Origin of the sequence: Streptomyces sp. NPDC059142, assembly GCF_042755665.1 — a bacterium.
In the GTDB taxonomy this organism is placed as follows: Bacteria; Actinomycetota; Actinomycetes; order Streptomycetales; family Streptomycetaceae; genus Streptomyces.
The window spans coordinates 19403-34648 of sequence record NZ_JBHZDA010000077.1; the positions used below are offsets into that span (position 1 = coordinate 19403).

The window sequence follows — 15246 nt, forward strand, 5'->3', positions numbered from 1 at the left end:
CTCTCCCACAGTCCGGTGGGGACTGCGCGCGCCCCGCCCCCGCGCCCGCGCCCCCGGGGGGGGGGGGGTCGCCGCAGGGTGGCCCGCCCCCCCCCCCCCCACCGGTCCGGGAGTGGGCCACCTCGTCGGGGCGCGGGCGCGACGGAAGGGTGGGGACCGGCGGACGCACCGCCCCCCCACCACGTGAGGAAACGTCATGAAGTCGCTGCTCTCGTCCCGCCCCGTCCTCTGGTTCCTGTTCCTGTTCAACCTCGTCGTCGCCGTGGTCGCGCCCTTCGTCGTCGACGGCGTACAGGGGGTGGTGACCGCCGTCGGCATGGGCGCCGTCGCGCTCGGGGCGCGGATCGGCCTCCTCCGGGACGACGCACGGCGGCGCCCGGCGCGCGGCACGGCGTGAGCGGGGGCGCGGGGCGCGGGGCGCGGGGCCGGGCCTGGTCTACCTCCTCGACCGGGCGCTGCGCGCGCGGAGCTGTTCGGTGAGCCGGTCGAGTTCGGCCGCCATGGCGGGGGAGAGGTCGTTGAGTCCGCTGTGCACGGCCGTCGGGCTCTTCAGGAAGCGCCGCAGCGCGGCCACGAGGAGCCCTTGCGGCAGGAACCGCAACGCGGCGAACGCGCGGGGCACCGGCGCCGTCCCCAATGCGGCGAGGTTCCGCCGCATGAGGTGGAGCATGCCGCGGACCGCGTCCGGGTCGTCGGCCAGCGCCACCGGGCCGCCCGCCGCGTACACCGCCTGCCCGAGCGGGACCTCGAACGCGGCGTGCGTCCTGAGCCAGGCATCCATCCGGGGCCCGGCCTTGGCGTTGATCCCGGCGGCACGGAACGTCTCCACGATCCGGGCCACCCGCGGGGTCGTACGGCCGTCGGGCTCGCCGATCGGCATCGCGACCCGGCGGGTGACGGCATCGCTCCCGCGGTGGCGGATCACGTCGCCGTCCATCGTGCCGCCGGTCGTCGGGAAGCCGAGCAGCACCCGCTCGTGGCCGATCGCCGCGCCCAGCGGCTCCGGGCCGGCCGCCCAGTTGAGCAGGAAGAGCACGTCGCCCCGGACACCGGTGAGCGAGTCCAGCACCGCGTCCACCTGGTGGGTGCGGACGAAGACGGTGATCAGGTCGTACGCGCCGTCCGGGCGGTCGACCACCGGTACCGGCACCTGCTCGACCGCCGGGCCGCCCTCCTCGGCGTGTCGCACTCCGTGCCGGCGCAGGGCGGCCAGGCGCTCACCCCGGGCGAGGAGCGAGACGTCGTGGCCTGCCTCGTGCATACGGGCGGCGAACAGGCTGCCGCAGACCCCGGCGCCGTACACGAGCAGCTTCATGCCAGTCCTCATTCATACGGTCGATTGATTCATACGTTCGTTTCATTCAAACATATGTAAAGTCCCTCGTGTGGCGACCCCAGACACCCGCACCCAGATCCTCGACGCGGCCGAGCGCCTCTTCGCCGAGCACGGATACCGCGGCACCTCGGTCCGCGCGATCACCGAACTCGCCGGAGCGAACCTGGCCGCCGTCGGCTACCACTTCGGCTCGAAGGCGGAGCTGATGGCCGCGGTCGCCCGCCGCGTGGTCGAGCCCATCAACGCAGCCCAGTGCGCCGGGCTCGACGAACTGCTCGCCCGGACCCCCGACCCGCCGGTCGGCGCGCTGGTGGAGGCGTTCGCGGGGCCGCTGTTCGACGGGATGCCGGCGGGCGACCAGGGCGGCGCCCGGACGTCCCGGCTGATCGTGACGATCCTCAGCGACCCGGCCGAGGAGGTACGCGGCTGGACCGGCCCGGCCGAGGCCTCGCTCCACGAGCGCTACCTCGGGGCCTTCGCCCGCGTCCTGCCCGGCCTCTCCCCGGAGGAGCTGCACTTCCGGCTGCGGGGGATCCTCGCCGTGACGGCCGTCGACCGCCTGGAGGCCCACCAGCGGCCCACCCCCGGCTGCGCGTCCCCGCTGGCGGGCGAGGCGGCCCGGCGATGGGCGATCACCTTCCTGACGGCGGCGATGAGCGCACCGCCGACCAGCCCCTGACGCCCCGTCGCCGCTCCGCCGGACGGGACTCCGGGGATACGGTTCAGAGCAGGTGGTCGGCCTTGCCGGCCTTGATGTCGCGGATGAGTGTGGTGAGGGCTTCGCGGGTGTCGGTGAGGTAGGTGTCCTCGTGGCCCGCGACCGCTATGTAGGCGTTGCCGTCGGCGTCGGTGCCGATGCGGAAGCAGTTCGAACTCTCCGCGCAGAAGGGTTCTTCCCAGGCGATGTCGAGCATGGTGTCTTCTCCTGTCAGGCGCCGGCCAGGGCGCCTATGAAGTCCCGGGACTCACTGGAGCTCAGGGAGACGCGCTCCATCCAGTCCAACTGGGAACGGTACTTGTCGAGTTGCGCGGCTACGTGCGCGAACGTGGGGCCATGGGCCGAGTCGAGCTGGACCGTGTCCAGTTGAGGGACGACGCCCTTCGCGTAGAGCACTCCCTGGCCTGCGCCGGGGAATGCCCCGGAGGAGAAGGGAATGACCCGTAGCTCCACGTTGTCCTGCTCGCTCATCTCGCACAAGTGGACCAGTTGGGCGCGCATGACCTTCAGCCCGCCGAATTCGATCCGCAGGGCCGCCTCATGGACGTACGCGATGTAGTCGATCGGGTTCTCGCGATGGAGCACCTGTTGGCGCTGCATCCGCAGGGCGACGCGTAGTTCGATCTCGTGCGCCGACAGGGGCGGTAGCGCGGCGTTGCCCACCGCGCGAACGTAGCCGTCCGTCTGGAGCAGGCCGGGTACGTGGAGGAAGGCGCCCGTGCGGACGGCGAGGGCATGCCACTCCAGCTCGGTGATGTCGATCAGCCCTGGCGGGAGTTGGCCCCAGTACGAGTCCCACCAGCCCTTGGCGCGGTCGCCCGCGATGGCGGCCAGTGCGTCGACGTAAGGGGTGTCCCGGCAGTCGTAGTTGCAGGCGAGCGTCCGTACGCGTTCGGGTGTGACGGCGCGAACGCCGGACTCGATGTTCGAGATCTTCATGCGGTCCAGGCCGAGCAGCCGGGCGGCGAACTCCGTGGACTCTCCCGCGTCGAACCGCATCTTGCGCAGTTCGGCGCCGAGCCGCTTCTGGCGTTCGCTGGGGGAACTCCGTGGTGGCATGTGTTGCTTCCCTTGGCCGAAGTCGGGGTCAGTTTGCCCGCCGGGCGTCCACCCCGTCCATCCGAAGGGGTAATTATCCCGTGAGAGTGGTAATTACCCCCTCGGCGATACTACCTTCAGTGGTGCGACGCTCACGCAAAGCGACCGTGGGGGCGTTGCGCAAGCGTGCCGTACGTGTCCACCGGTACGCACAACCACCCCACCGCCGAGCGGAGTTGTCTTGCCCGATAACGGAACCACCCCCGCCTCGTACGCCGTCCCGCGCTTCACCCAGTGCCCCCCGCCCCCGCAGGACCCCGACGAGCCCGCGCCCGGGAACCTCGCGTACGGGCTCGCCCTGCCCTCCGCCTCCGCCACGCCCTCCATCGCGCGGGAGGCCGCCGAGGTCATCCTCGACGTGCACTGCGTGGAGGACACCCTGATCGACCCCGCGCTGCGTCTCGTACGCGAACTGGTCTTCTACGCCTGTCGCTTCACCGCGTCGGGGGAGCAGGTCCAGCTCGCCCTCCACCACGATCTGGAGGGCGCTCTGCGGATCACCGTCCACGACACCCACGCCGCGCACACCCATCCCCACCTCGCCGCCGCGTGCGACGAACGGCGGCTGGACGCGCTCGGCGGCATTCCCGACCTGGTGGCGGCCCACCGGGGGACCTGGGGCTTCGGCTCCTCGCACCACCTCGGGGTCGGCGCGGGCACCGGTACCCGTACCTGGGCCACCCTCGTGCACGTCCCGCGCCGCTGGGCGGCCTGAGCGCGTGTCAGGTCGGCCGGAGGTCACGCGCCGCCCGTGGCGACCCCCGCCAGTGCCTTCAGCGCCAGCGACGCCGCCGTGATCCCGCTGGTGAACGCCGTCTCGGAGAGCACCCCGGGCGCCGCCACCTGGTCGCCGGCGAGGAAGATGCCGGAGCCGCCCCGGTCGATGCGGGGCCGGTCCCGCCAGGTGGTGCCGGGCGGGTCGACCGCGCCCGTACGGCCGTTCGCCAGTGCCTCGCGGCGCAGGACGGTGCGGTCGCGCCAGCCGGGGAACCCCAGGTCGAGGAGGTGCTCGGCGCGGGCGAGCGCTTCGGCGCGGGGTGTGTCGGGGCCGATCGGGAACTGTCCCTGGACGAGCTGTTCGCCCGCCGGGGCGAGGGACGGGTCCTGCGCGGTGAACCGTTCGAGCCAGCCCGGGGCGTCCAGGTCCGACACGACGAACGGGTCGCCCCGGTGCGTACGGAGGACCAGGTCGACCAGGAGCGTACGGCCGCCGGGCCAGCGCAGCCCGTCGTCCTTCAGGAGGCGCCGGGCCGCGTCCAGGGACGTCGCCACGACGACGGGCCCGTCGGGGAGGGTCTCGACCCGGGAGGAGGTCTCGATACGGACGCCCAGGTTCCAGGCGTGCCCGGCCATGCGTTCGCTGAGCCTGCCCCAGCCGCCGGCCGGGTACCTGGCCTCGGGCGGCAGCGCGGCGGCGCGCCGCAGCCGCTCCTGGACGAAGGCGGCGGAGAGGGCCCCCGGGTCGTGGTGGAAGAGGGCCACGGCGACGTAGTGCGCGGCGACGCGGGCGGTCGCGCGCCCGGCCCGGTCCGTGGCCCAGGTGAGGAAGTCCACGTCGGTCGGGGCCTGTTCCGCGCTGCGCCGGGCCAGGGCGAAGAGTCCGGCGGGCGGGGTACGGCGCAGCTCCCCGCCGTGGTGGAAGCGGAAGCGCGCGGCCTCGCGCAGCGGCGGATTCGCCAGGGGGCCGAGCAGTCCGCGCTGCCGCAGCCAGTGCCAGTGGGGTCCGCGCCGGTAGAGGGCGTGCGGGCCGTCGTTGAACGCGTACGGGCCTTCGGTGGTCCTGGCCCGCCCTCCGAGGGTGTGGTGGGCCTCGTGGAGGGTGACGCGGGCGCCCGCCTCGGCGGCGGTGATGGCGGCGGTGAGCCCGGCGAGTCCGCCACCGACGACGGTGATCCCGGTGCTCCGGCCGGGGCTGGGGCTGTGACCCATGATGACCTCTCTCCCTCGTTCGTTCGCGCGGTCACCGAGGTGACGGTGGACGGCCTGTCGGATGTGACATCGGGGCGTTGTCAGTGCTGTGGGCCACCATGGGGGTATGGCGAGGAAGACGGCGAAGAGCGGGGCGGCTGCGGCGCGGCGGGCGGAGGTGCGGCTCCCGCCGCTGAGCCCGTACGGCGGCGATCTGGAGCCGGACGGGGACTACGACGGCCTGGAGTTCCGGGATCTGGACCTGGGCGGGCAGAGCGGGCCGGGGTCGCGGTTCATCGACTGCGCGTTGCGGGAGTGCGGGCTGGACGGGACGGCGCTGGGGCGGGCGCGGTTCGTGGACTGCGTGCTGACCGGTGTCCGGGGGGTGGGGACGGACCTCGCGGGGGCGTCCCTGCGCGATGTGGAGGTGGTGGACGCGCGGCTGGGCGGCCTCCAGCTCCACGGGGCGGTGCTGGAGCGGGTGCTGATCAGGGGAGGGAAGATCGACTATCTGAATCTGCGCAAGGCGCGGCTGAAGGACGTGGTCTTCGAGGGGTGCGTGCTGGCGGAGCCGGACTTCGGAGGAGCGGAGCTGGAGCGGGTGGAGTTCCGGGACTGCGTGCTCCGGCGGGTCGATCTGAGCGGGGTCCGGATGAAGGACGTCGATCTGCGGACGGTCGCCGAGCTGGACATCGCGCGCGGTCTCGACCGGCTGGCGGGCGCGGTGATCAGCTCGGCGCAACTGCTCCATCTCGCACCGGCGTTCGCGGCCCAGATCGGTGTGCGGGTGGAGGACTGACCGCTCCGGCGGCCCGGCGGCCGGCGGTGGGGGTGGCGGCCGGGCGCCCCGGGGGCCCCCCCCCGCCCCCGGACCGCTGTGGGGCCCGGTAACGGCCCACCCCCGGGCGGGGGTGTGGGGGGGGGGCGCGGCCCACGCCGTGGGCCCCGACCCGGGGGGATAGGTCGGGGCCCACGCGGTACTCCGCGGGCACGCCATTTCGGTGGGGGGAGGGAAGCGGTCGCCCGCTGCCCCGGCAGTGCCCCGGCAGACTGCATCTGCCCGGCGACGCGCGATGTACGCCTGCGGACACCCCGGAACCATGGGTGGGCTGTGTGACGACTGTGCGACGACCCTGTGGTGGCTGTGGGACGCCCCGGGTTCCCGGGGATCCCGTCTTCTCCGGGGGCGTGTGCGCCGCCCGCCTCAGCAGCGGGGGAAGCGGCTCTGGAGGTCCCAGACGGCCGGGTTGTCGGCGAGCCCGTCGTGCAGATCGGTGAGGTCCGCGATCAGATCGTGCAGGAAGTCCCGCGCCTCCCGGCGCAGCAGCCGGTGGCTGAAGGTGAGCGGCGGCTCGTCGCCGTGCATCCAGTCGGCCTCGATGTCGACCCATCCGAAGCGCCGCTGGAAGAACATCCGGTCCGCCGACTCCGTGAAGTCCAGCTCGGCGTACTGCGGCGTGGCGGCCCGGCTGCCCCGGGGGTCCTGGTCGATCCGCTCGACGATGTCGCACAGGGCCCACGCGAAGTCGAGCACGGGCACCCACCCCCACGCGGTGGCCACCTCACGGTCGGCGGAGGTGTCGGCGAGATAGACGTCCCCGCAGAACAGATCGTGCCGCAGCTCCTTGACCTCCGCGCGGCGGTAGTCGGTCTGCGGGGGATCGGGAAAGCGCCGGGAGAGGGAGTAGCCGATGTCGAGCACGACCCGATGGTGTCACGCCCGAACGGACCTCCGACCCACGAGAGGCCCCCGTACGTTCCTTACAGCTCTGGCCTGGTGAAACGTCACCGCTTGCCCGTTCGAGTGAAGCGCTTCGGCTTTTCCGCGCGGATCGCGTCCTAGGCTGACAACGTCGCTCTCCGTGCGAAGGAGGTCCGCCGTGGCACTGCCTGTTCCGGAAAACGAGTCGTTCGAGTTGTACGAGACCGAGGACGACACACGTGACTACAAGCGTCTGCTCGGCAGGCTCAAGGGAAGGGTCCCGGCCATGGCGGTAGAAGCGGCCTTCGACGTGTTCAGCGCGGCTGCCCCGGAGGGGTGGCGCGTGGAATTGATCGAAGGGGAGATCCACGTGACGCCTCCGGCCAACGGCGAGCACGAAGAAATCATTTCGGAGCTCGGCGGGCAGGTTCGTGATCATCGGAGAGACCTGGGGCGTTACACCGGCATCGGGCTGTTCGTGCCAGGTGCCTCGGTCAGCGGGAGGATCATTCCCGATCTCGTGGTCGCGCCGAAGGGCAGCTTCCTGGATCAAATGGAGTATCACGATCCGGCCCCTGCGCTCATGGTCGCCGAGGTGACCTCGCGTTCGACCGGGGAGAACGACCGGGTGCGGAAGATCCGGGGTTATGCCCGTGCCGGTATTCCTGTCTATCTCCTGATCGACAGGGAAGCGGATCAGGCCGTCCTGTGCACCGTCCCCGTCGGGGAGGAGTACCGGCGGAAGATCGCGTACAAGCTCTCCGAGACCGTTCCGCTGCCCGAGCCTCTGGGGTTCGCTCTCGACACCGGTGAGTTCTGAGCGTTCCGGGCCGCGCGTGGCCCCGCCGTACGCGCGCCGGACCACGCAGGGCCCCGGCCGGACCCGGGGCCCTGCGTGGTCGTGTCGTCGGACGCCGACGATCAGCGGTCAGGGGTGACCGGTGATCAGAGGTTGACGCCGAAGTCCGTCGCGATGCCCACGAGGCCCGAGGCGTAGCCCTGGCCGACCGCGCGGAACTTCCACTCCGCGCCGTTGCGGTACAGCTCGCCGAAGACCATGGCCGTCTCGGTGGCCGCGTCCTCGCTCAGGTCGTAGCGCGCGATCTCCGCGCCGCCCGCCTGGTTCACGATGCGGATGTACGCGTTGCGCACCTGGCCGAAGTTCTGGCTGCGGGTCTCGGCGTCGTAGATCGAGACCGGGAAGACGATCTTGGTGATGTCCGCCGGCAGGCCCGCCAGGTTGACGTTGATGGCCTCGTCGTCGCCGTCGCCCTCGCCCGTCCGGTTGTCACCGGTGTGGACGATCGTCTGGTCCGGCGTCGCCTTGTTGTTGAAGAAGACGAAGTGACCGTCCGAGAAGACCTTCCCGCCGTCGTTCACCGCGATCGCCGAGGCGTCGAGGTCGAAGTCCGTACCGGTGGTCGTGCGGACGTCCCAGCCGAGGCCGACCGTGACGGCGGTGAGGCCGGGCGCCTCCTTGGTGAGTGAGACGTTGCCGCCCTTGGACAGGCTTACAGCCATGGGATGTCCCTTTCGTCGTCGTGTGCGGGCTTCGAGTGGCCCCGAAGCTACCGTCATCCGACATAACGCGGGCGGAGGTCCCGGAGGTTCCGCCCCCCTTTACTTTCTTTACCCGTGGGGAGGGCGGTGCCGGCCTCCCCACGGGCCCGCTGTTTTAAAGAGGTGACGTGAGGGGCGCGGACACGGGACGATAGGGGCATGTCCGGGCCTCCTCATGTCATCCGCGGTTCGGTCTCCCTGCCGGAGGCCGAACTGATGTGGCGTTTCTCCCGCTCCTCGGGGCCCGGCGGCCAGCACGTCAACACCAGCGACTCCCAGGTGGAGCTGCGCTTCGACCTGGCCGGGACGGAGGCCCTGCCGCCCGTCTGGAAGGAGCGCGCGCTGGACCGGCTCGCGAGCCGGCTGGTGGGCGGCGTGATCACCGTACGCGCGTCGGAGCACCGCTCCCAGTGGCGCAACCGCGAGACGGCCTCGATACGGCTCGCCGCCCTGCTGGCCGAGGCGACCGCCCCGCCGCCGCGCCCCCGCCGCAAGACGAAGATCCCGCGCGGGATCAACGAGCGCAGGCTGCGCGAGAAGAAGCAGCGCGGCCAGACGAAGCGCGGGCGCACCGGCCGCGACTGGTAGCCGCCGCAGGAAGGTCTCAGGGTGACGGAGACCTCGGGAACCCCGCGCGGATCCTGACCGGGGCCGGGCCGGGCCGGGCCTGTCAGGTCAGGCCGGCCGGGCGCCCCGGTCAGCCGGGCGCCCCGGTCAGCCAGGCGCCCCGGTCGGCCAGGCGCCCCGGTCAGCCAGGCGCCCCGGTCGGCCAGGCGCCCCGGCCGGCCAGGCGCCCCGGCCGGCCAGGACACCGGCCTGACCTGACCGGCCTCAGCCCTGGCCCAACTGGCGGTAGCGGCCCTTGAAGTACGTCAGCGGCCCCGCCTCCCCGCCCGGCAGGTCCGCCGTCAGCACCCGCCCGATCACCAGCGTGTGGTCGCCCGCCTCCACCCGCTGCTCCGTACGGCACTCCAGCGTCGCCAGCGCCCCCTCCACCAGCGGCGCGCCGCTCACCGCGCCCCGACGGTACGGCAGGTCCTGGAAGAGCAGCCGGTCGCTGATCCGCCCCTTCATCGCGAACCGGCCCGCGATGTGCCGCTGGTTCTCCGAGAGCAAGGACGCCGCCCACAGCGGCTGTTCGGCGAGCAGGTCGTCCATCCGGGAGCCGTCCCGGACGCTGACCAGGACCAGTGGCGGGTCGAGGGAGACGGACAGGAAGGCCGTCGCCGTCATGCCCGCGTCCTCGCCGCGCGGTCCGTCCGCGCTCAGGGCCGGTTCATGCGCCGTCACCAGCACCACGCCCGCGGCCAGCCGGGCGAGGGCCGCGCGGAACTCGTCGTCACTCACCCCCTCAGCATGCGGGACGGCTTCGGTACGGGGGGCGGGACTCGTCTGGGACACGGGGGAGACGCTAGTCTCGTCCGTCCCGCGCCCGCATCGGGCCAAGGGACCAGCCAGGTCCTAGGACCACGCCCGGACCCCGCTCCGAGCGGCCCGACACGGCCGGGAATTGCGTTCCGCAAAGGCGCGGGAGCGCTTCCACCAGGCGTTCTTCCTCCGCGCGGCCATGTGACTTGAGACACAGAGCGAGGTAATTGTTGACCCTGTGTACCGGGCGAACAGCTCGCTGTGATTCAGTTGCGAGGACAGTGCCACACAAGCGCCGATGAGAATCCTGGAGTTGCTGTCGAGGTCTCGGGGAGAGCGAGCAATGGAGACCGAGTCGGAGCCGTATGTCCGCCTTGCGACCCTGCGGCAGTTGCACGAAGCCGTCGCAGAGCTCAACACCGCCCGCAGTCTGGCGGACACCTTGCAGACCGTCGCCGACGGCGTCGTCACAGGGCTCGGCTATGAACTCGCGTGTGTGAACGTCGTCCAGGCCGACGGCGATCTCGTCGTCGCCGCCTTCGCGGGGAGCGCCGCCGCCGAGGCCCTGATCACCGGCCGGGTCGGCTCCCGTACCTCCTGGGAGCGCCGGCTCGCCATGGGCGAGACCTGGGGTGACCTGCGGTTCATACCGCACACCGAGGGCTGGGTGCTGCTGGAGGACGACGTACCGCAGTGGTACACCGAAGGCCCCGAGCCCCGCTTCGAGGACGAGTGGCACCCCGCGGACCGCCTCTACGCCCCGATGTACTCGGCCGCGCGCAAGGACCCGCCGGCGCACGCCGCCGGGCGCGGCGGGGAGCTCCTCGGCGTGATATCCGTCGACCGGCCGCGCGGCGGCAGGCGTCCCGGCCCCTGGGGACAGGAAGCGCTCCAGATGTACGCCTCCCAGGCGGCCATTGCGATCAGTAACGCCCGGCTCCGAGCAAACATGCAGCGCGCCCTCGTCCGGCTGGAACGCGAACAGCAGGCGCTCCGGGCCAGTGAGGAATCCTTCCGCCAGGCATTCGAGTACGCGCCCAGCGGCATGGCCGTCGCCGAGATGGGCGGCGACCAGCACGGCCGGCTGCTGCGCACCAACGACGCGCTCTGCCGCCTCCTGGGCCGCCCCGCCGCCGCGATGCGCCGCCACTCCTTCTCCGACCTCGTCCACCCCGAGGACATCGGCACCCTGCTGCGCACCTCCGCCGAGGGGGGCCGCGCCGAACTGCGCCTCGCGCGGCGCGACGGCACGTACGTCTGGGTCTCGCTGCGCAACTCCGTCGTGGCGGACACGGCGGACGGCCCCCGCTTCCTCCTCACCCACGTCGAGGACATCGAGGAGCGCAAGAGCCGCGAACTCCAGCTCGCCCACCGCGCCTCGCACGACTCCCTCACCGGGCTGCCCAACAGCGCGGAGCTGCGCTCCCGCCTCAGCGCCCGGCTCTGTTCGCGCCCGTTCGCCACGCGGGAGAAGACCCCCGTCGAGGCCCTGGACGCGGCGTACGGGGGATACGAGGGCACGGTCCTGTACGAGCCCGGCTACGACACGTACGACGCCTACGCGGGCAGCCCCTACCCGGGCGGCCCCGGCGACGCCTACCCCGGCCACGACGGCTACGAGGAGTACGGGGGCCTGCGCGGCGGCGTGAGCGACGGGGGCCCGGTGCCCGGCGTCGGCCCCTTCGACCACCACGTCCACCTGGTCGCGCCCACCGAGGGCGACGCCGACGACGGCACGAAGGGGCTCGCGGTCCTCTTCTGCGACCTCGACGGGTTCAAGTCCATCAACGACCGCTTCGGCCACAACACCGGTGACGAGGTCCTGATCGAGGTCGCGCGCCGGCTCACCACCGGCGTACGCGACGGCGACACCGTGGCCCGGCTCGGCGGCGACGAGTTCGTCGTGCTCGCCGACGGCCTCGGCTCGGCGGACGCCGCCGACCTCGCCGTACGGCTGCGGAACGCGATCATCCCGCCGATCAGGGTCGACGGCAGGGCCGTCCGGGTCGGCGCCAGCTTCGGCATCAGCTGGGCGAGCTGCGGCATGTCCGTCGAAGAGGTCCTGCAATCCGCCGACCAGCGGATGTACGTCGAGAAGCGCTCCCGCAAGCAGGTGCAGCGGCGGGCGGGGTAGCGGGGCGACGGCCGGGGAGAGGGACCGGGACAGGTGGCGGACGCGCTCCCCGGGGTACACGGGGAGCAGGGCGGCACCCCTGGGGCCGCGAGGCGCGGCCGTTCGGGACAGGGCTGGGACATGTCCGCGATCGGTTGTTCACCCAAGGGCCACAGACTGGCAGTCACCCGTCAAGACCCGTCCGTAGTCTTGCCCGCACGAGGTAGGCTCGGCCGGTCGGCGACGCTGGCGAGATGGTAAGGAGTGACCACCGATGACGGCCGGGAACAACGGCGCGAACAAGCCCGAGGACGACGACCCGTTCGGCTACCTGTACGAAGACGGACAGGCAGCGGCGGGCGCCGGTCAGCGGCGCCAGGGCGGTTACGGCTACCCGGGTCCGGCCACGCAGCCGGGCGTCCCCAGGACGTCGTACAACCAGGTCAGGACGGTCGGCGAACGCCAGTACGGGCAGCAGGCGGTGCCGCCGCAGCAGGCGGCCTACGGCCAGCAGCAGTCGTACGGGCAGGCTCCGCACAGCCAGCAGGCGCCCCCGCAGCAGTACGGCTCCACCACCGCCACGGTCCCCGCCCAGCACGGCGGCGGGCACGGTGGCGGGCGCGGCGGCGGCCGGGGCCCGAACACCCGGGGCCTGCTGATCGGCGCGATCGCCGTGGTCGCGGTCGTGGTGATCGGCATCACAGCGGCGCTGCTCTCCAGCGGCAACGACAAGGACGGGAACGACGCGCAGCCGTCGGACCCGGGATCGTCCGTCGGACAGTCGACGGACCCGAGCCCGTCCGCCTCCGGCAAGGACGAGGACAACGGCGGCGACACGTCCGCGGACGGCATCGAACTGCCCAAGCAGGACGCGGCCACCCTCAAGCTGGGATCGCCCGCGGCGCTCGCCACGGACATCGACGGGGCCGAGGGCACCAACGGCTCGTACGTGACCGGCTTCAACGCCGTCGGCGCCTCCGTGACCTGGACCGCCGACATCAAGGAAGCCGGCAGCTACGCGCTGTCCGTGCGCTACGCCATCCCCGCCAAGGACGCGAACGCCACACTGACCGTCAACGGCAAGGCGAACAACTCCCCTCTCGGCCTGAAGAACTTCATCCACTCCGACGACCCGGACCTGTCGAAGAACTGGCAGACCACCTGGGCGCCGGTCGAGCTCCAGGCGGGCAAGAACACCCTCAAGATCTCCTGCGAGGACGGCAACCAGTGCGACGCCATCCTCGACTGGCTGGAGGTCACGCCCCCGAAGGGTTGACCGTCACGTCCCCGGAGCCTCCGGGGCGCCGACGACCCGGAGGAACCCCGCCACCGTCCCGGCCATCGCCTCGCGAGCCGGGACGAGGTATTTCCGGGGGTCGACCGTCTCAGGACGCGCGGCCAGATGGGCCCGTACCGCCTCCGTGAAGGCCGTGTTGAGCGCCGTGCCGACGTTGACCTTGACCATGCCCGCGGCGACCGCCCGGCGGATCTCCTCGTCCGGGACGCCCGAGGAGCCGTGCAGGACCAGCGGTACGGGGACGGCCTCGCGCAGCGCGGCGACCAGCGTGTGGTCGAGGACGGCCGTGCGCCGGGTCATCGCGTGGGACGAGCCGACGGCGACGGCCAGCGCGTCGACACCCGTCTCGGCGACGAAGACCGCCGCCTCGGCCGGGTCCGTCCGTACCCCGGGCGCGTGCGCGTCCAGCGCGGGGCCGCCGTCGCCCCCGGGGCCGCCGTCGCCCTCCTTGCCGCCCACCGCGCCCAGCTCCGCCTCGATCCAGACACCGTGGTCATGGCCCCACCGCACCGCCTCGGCGGTCGCCTTCAGGTTCTCCGCGTACGGCAGCTTCGACGCGTCGAACATCACCGAGCTGAACCCCTCGGCGGGTGCGGCGCGCAGCAGTTCGGCGGATTCGACGTGGTCGAGGTGGAGCGCGAGCGGTACGGCGGCGGCGCGGGCCACGGCGGCGGTGGCGGCGGCCACGGCGGTGAGCCGGCCGCCGTGGAAGCGCACCGCGTTCTCCGATATCTGAAGGATCGCCGGGGCCCCGGCGCGCTCGGCGCCCTCCGCGATCGCCTCCGCGTGCTCCAGGGTGATCACGTTGAAGGCGGCGACGCCATGGCCCCGGGCGGCGGCGGCCGAGACGAGTTCAGCGGTGGTGACGAGTGGCATGTGGTCCTCTGTTCTCGTTCGGGCTCCGGTTTCCCACCGGACGCCGGTTCCTGACGGGGCGCCGGTTCCGGTTCGGGTCCCGGCTCCGGCTCCGATTCCGGCTCATTCGGGTGCGCGCCGGCCGGTCCCCGTCACCGTGACGCGCGGCAGCAGCTCCTCGTACCCCCGGGCGTCGAACTCGCCCGCCGCCGGGGCCAGCACCGTCGCCGTCGACAGCGCGACCGCCCGGGAGAGCCTGGCGGGCCACGGCAGGCGCTCGACGAGCCCCGAGAGCAGCCCGGCCACCGCCGAGTCGCCCGCGCCCGTCGGATTGCCCCGTACGGACTCCGGCGGCGCCGCGCGCCAGACGCCGTCCGGGGTGACCGCGAGAAGCCCGTCCGGGCCGAGCGAGGCGACCACCGCGTGCGCGCCGCGCCGCCGGGCGTCCTGGGTGGCGCGTTCCGGTTCGCGGGACCCGGTGAGGCGGGCGAGTTCGTCGGCGTTCGGCTTGACGAGGTCGGGGCGGGCGGCGACGCCCCGGCGCAGCGGTTCGCCGCTGGTGTCGAGGAGTACGGGGACCCCGGCGGCGCGTGCGCGGCGGATCAGCTCGGCGTACGCGCCGACGTGGATGCCGGGCGGCAGGCTGCCGCAGAGCGCCACGGCCTCGGCGCCGGTGCGCAGCAGCCGGTCGTAGTGGGAGAGGAAGCCGGTCCACTCGGCGGCGGAGACGACCGGGCCCGGCTCGTTGAGCTGGGTGGTGTCGCCGGTCGAGGCGTCCACGATGGTGATGGTGCGCCGGGTGGCCCCTGCGATCGGCAGCAGCGCGTCGACCGGACCGGCGGCGCGGGAGGTGCCGCTCCGGGCGGCGGGCCGGCCGCTGCCGCCGAGCAGCTCCCGTAGTACGTCGCCGGTCCGGCCGCCCGCGAACCCGGTCACCACGGTCCGGTGCCCCAGCGCGGACAGCACCCGTGCGACGTTCACGCCCTTGCCGCCGGGGCGTTCGACGACCTCGCTGACGCGGTGGGTGGTGTGCGGGACGAGCGCGGGTGTGCGGTACGTGATGTCCAGCGCGGCGTTGAGGGTGACCGTCAGGATCATCCATCCCCCTGCCTGGTACGCGGTCGCGTGGTGGGTCGCCGGGGCGCCGTGCCGTCCGGTCGCCGGGGCGTCGTGCCGTTCGGGATCGCCGTTGGGGGGGGGGGGGCCGGGTGGGGGGCCGCGCGGGCGCGGCCGCGGAGGCTAGGATAATTAAGTTGTCGAGGAGCCCCACGCCCCCGCAGCGACCACGCGA

General features: G+C 72.8%; 17 protein-coding genes. 8 read left to right on the forward strand and 9 right to left on the reverse strand.

The genetic code is table 11. The annotated features are described in order from the left end of the window. Positions 1–196: 196 nt before the first annotated feature. The gene (locus ACFXPK_RS24315; protein ID WP_384999895.1) at positions 197–397 is read left to right on the forward strand and encodes a hypothetical protein; all 201 of its coding nucleotides are present in this window, start codon (positions 197–199) and stop codon (positions 395–397) included. Positions 398–436: 39 nt separating this feature from the next. Here the strand turns inward: ACFXPK_RS24315 and ACFXPK_RS24320 are convergent, their stop codons facing one another. After that, a complete protein-coding gene (locus ACFXPK_RS24320) occupies positions 437–1315 on the reverse strand; it encodes a ketopantoate reductase family protein (RefSeq protein ID WP_385078529.1) in 879 nt (292 codons plus the stop codon). 70 nt (positions 1316–1385) lie between these two features. Between ACFXPK_RS24320 and ACFXPK_RS24325 the strand changes: the two genes are divergently transcribed. Then, complete coding sequence (locus tag ACFXPK_RS24325; protein ID WP_385078532.1) at positions 1386–2015, forward strand: TetR/AcrR family transcriptional regulator; 630 nt, start codon at positions 1386–1388, stop codon at positions 2013–2015. 43 nt (positions 2016–2058) lie between these two features. Here the strand turns inward: ACFXPK_RS24325 and ACFXPK_RS24330 are convergent, their stop codons facing one another. Next, complete coding sequence (locus ACFXPK_RS24330) at positions 2059–2250, reverse strand: hypothetical protein (RefSeq protein WP_384999904.1); 192 nt, start codon at positions 2248–2250, stop codon at positions 2059–2061. A 14-nt stretch (positions 2251–2264) separates the two neighbouring features. Beyond that, on the reverse strand, positions 2265–3113 hold the full coding sequence (locus tag ACFXPK_RS24335) for a Scr1 family TA system antitoxin-like transcriptional regulator (protein WP_384999907.1): 849 nt from the start codon (positions 3111–3113) through the stop codon (positions 2265–2267). Between the two features lie 220 nt (positions 3114–3333). Between ACFXPK_RS24335 and ACFXPK_RS24340 the strand changes: the two genes are divergently transcribed. After that, positions 3334–3867 (forward strand): ATP-binding protein, encoded by a 534-nt coding sequence (locus ACFXPK_RS24340; RefSeq protein ID WP_384999910.1) that lies wholly within the window; start codon positions 3334–3336, stop codon positions 3865–3867. 23 nt (positions 3868–3890) lie between these two features. Here the strand turns inward: ACFXPK_RS24340 and ACFXPK_RS24345 are convergent, their stop codons facing one another. Further along, positions 3891–5081, reverse strand: a complete 1191-nt coding sequence (locus tag ACFXPK_RS24345) for an FAD-dependent oxidoreductase (RefSeq protein ID WP_385078536.1) — start codon at positions 5079–5081, stop codon at positions 3891–3893. Between the two features lie 106 nt (positions 5082–5187). Between ACFXPK_RS24345 and ACFXPK_RS24350 the strand changes: the two genes are divergently transcribed. Further along, entirely contained in the window at positions 5188–5859 is a 672-nt protein-coding gene (locus tag ACFXPK_RS24350) for a pentapeptide repeat-containing protein (RefSeq protein ID WP_385078539.1), read from the forward strand. A gap of 405 nt (positions 5860–6264) precedes the next feature. Here the strand turns inward: ACFXPK_RS24350 and ACFXPK_RS24355 are convergent, their stop codons facing one another. Beyond that, on the reverse strand, positions 6265–6762 hold the full coding sequence (locus ACFXPK_RS24355) for a hypothetical protein (RefSeq protein WP_385008167.1): 498 nt from the start codon (positions 6760–6762) through the stop codon (positions 6265–6267). A 178-nt stretch (positions 6763–6940) separates the two neighbouring features. Between ACFXPK_RS24355 and ACFXPK_RS24360 the strand changes: the two genes are divergently transcribed. Continuing rightward, the gene (locus tag ACFXPK_RS24360; RefSeq protein WP_385078542.1) at positions 6941–7582 is read left to right on the forward strand and encodes a Uma2 family endonuclease; all 642 of its coding nucleotides are present in this window, start codon (positions 6941–6943) and stop codon (positions 7580–7582) included. A gap of 125 nt (positions 7583–7707) precedes the next feature. Here ACFXPK_RS24360 and ACFXPK_RS24365 read toward each other — a convergent pair whose 3' ends face one another. Then, entirely contained in the window at positions 7708–8283 is a 576-nt protein-coding gene (locus ACFXPK_RS24365) for a TerD family protein (RefSeq protein ID WP_365815297.1), read from the reverse strand. A 198-nt stretch (positions 8284–8481) separates the two neighbouring features. Between ACFXPK_RS24365 and arfB the strand changes: the two genes are divergently transcribed. Further along, positions 8482–8910 (forward strand): alternative ribosome rescue aminoacyl-tRNA hydrolase ArfB, encoded by a 429-nt coding sequence (gene arfB, locus ACFXPK_RS24370; RefSeq protein WP_385078545.1) that lies wholly within the window; start codon positions 8482–8484, stop codon positions 8908–8910. A gap of 243 nt (positions 8911–9153) precedes the next feature. Here arfB and ACFXPK_RS24375 read toward each other — a convergent pair whose 3' ends face one another. After that, entirely contained in the window at positions 9154–9723 is a 570-nt protein-coding gene (locus tag ACFXPK_RS24375; protein WP_385002321.1) for a flavin reductase family protein, read from the reverse strand. Between the two features lie 310 nt (positions 9724–10033). Between ACFXPK_RS24375 and cdgB the strand changes: the two genes are divergently transcribed. Both cdgB and ACFXPK_RS24385 read left to right on the forward strand, forming a co-directional pair. Beyond that, positions 10034–11824, forward strand: a complete 1791-nt coding sequence (gene cdgB, locus ACFXPK_RS24380) for a diguanylate cyclase CdgB (protein ID WP_385078548.1) — start codon at positions 10034–10036, stop codon at positions 11822–11824. A 253-nt stretch (positions 11825–12077) separates the two neighbouring features. Then, on the forward strand, positions 12078–13079 hold the full coding sequence (locus ACFXPK_RS24385) for a CBM35 domain-containing protein (RefSeq protein WP_385002315.1): 1002 nt from the start codon (positions 12078–12080) through the stop codon (positions 13077–13079). A 3-nt stretch (positions 13080–13082) separates the two neighbouring features. Here the strand turns inward: ACFXPK_RS24385 and ACFXPK_RS24390 are convergent, their stop codons facing one another. Next, positions 13083–13976 (reverse strand): ketose-bisphosphate aldolase, encoded by an 894-nt coding sequence (locus ACFXPK_RS24390; RefSeq protein WP_385078552.1) that lies wholly within the window; start codon positions 13974–13976, stop codon positions 13083–13085. 102 nt (positions 13977–14078) lie between these two features. After that, positions 14079–15053 carry a 1-phosphofructokinase family hexose kinase gene (locus ACFXPK_RS24395; RefSeq protein ID WP_385078555.1) on the reverse strand — a complete coding sequence of 325 codons (975 nt, stop codon included), beginning with the start codon at positions 15051–15053 and terminating at the stop codon, positions 14079–14081. Between the last annotated feature and the right edge of the window lie 193 nt (positions 15054–15246).

What these genes read in the sequence shown, in the direction of transcription:
- ACFXPK_RS24395 (WP_385078555.1), bottom strand. Translation starts at nt 15,053, where the DNA reads ATGATCCTGACGGTCACCCTCAACGCCGCGCTGGACATCACGTACCGC.
- ACFXPK_RS24330 (WP_384999904.1), bottom strand. Translation starts at nt 2,250, where the DNA reads ATGCTCGACATCGCCTGGGAAGAACCCTTCTGCGCGGAGAGTTCGAAC.
- arfB (WP_385078545.1), top strand. Translation starts at nt 8,482, where the DNA reads ATGTCCGGGCCTCCTCATGTCATCCGCGGTTCGGTCTCCCTGCCGGAG.
- ACFXPK_RS24350 (WP_385078539.1), top strand. Translation starts at nt 5,188, where the DNA reads ATGGCGAGGAAGACGGCGAAGAGCGGGGCGGCTGCGGCGCGGCGGGCG.
- ACFXPK_RS24345 (WP_385078536.1), bottom strand. Translation starts at nt 5,081, where the DNA reads ATGGGTCACAGCCCCAGCCCCGGCCGGAGCACCGGGATCACCGTCGTC.
- ACFXPK_RS24315 (WP_384999895.1), top strand. Translation starts at nt 197, where the DNA reads ATGAAGTCGCTGCTCTCGTCCCGCCCCGTCCTCTGGTTCCTGTTCCTG.
- ACFXPK_RS24335 (WP_384999907.1), bottom strand. Translation starts at nt 3,113, where the DNA reads ATGCCACCACGGAGTTCCCCCAGCGAACGCCAGAAGCGGCTCGGCGCC.
- ACFXPK_RS24390 (WP_385078552.1), bottom strand. Translation starts at nt 13,976, where the DNA reads ATGCCACTCGTCACCACCGCTGAACTCGTCTCGGCCGCCGCCGCCCGG.
- ACFXPK_RS24365 (WP_365815297.1), bottom strand. Translation starts at nt 8,283, where the DNA reads ATGGCTGTAAGCCTGTCCAAGGGCGGCAACGTCTCACTCACCAAGGAG.
- cdgB (WP_385078548.1), top strand. Translation starts at nt 10,034, where the DNA reads ATGGAGACCGAGTCGGAGCCGTATGTCCGCCTTGCGACCCTGCGGCAG.
- ACFXPK_RS24320 (WP_385078529.1), bottom strand. Translation starts at nt 1,315, where the DNA reads ATGAAGCTGCTCGTGTACGGCGCCGGGGTCTGCGGCAGCCTGTTCGCC.
- ACFXPK_RS24385 (WP_385002315.1), top strand. Translation starts at nt 12,078, where the DNA reads ATGACGGCCGGGAACAACGGCGCGAACAAGCCCGAGGACGACGACCCG.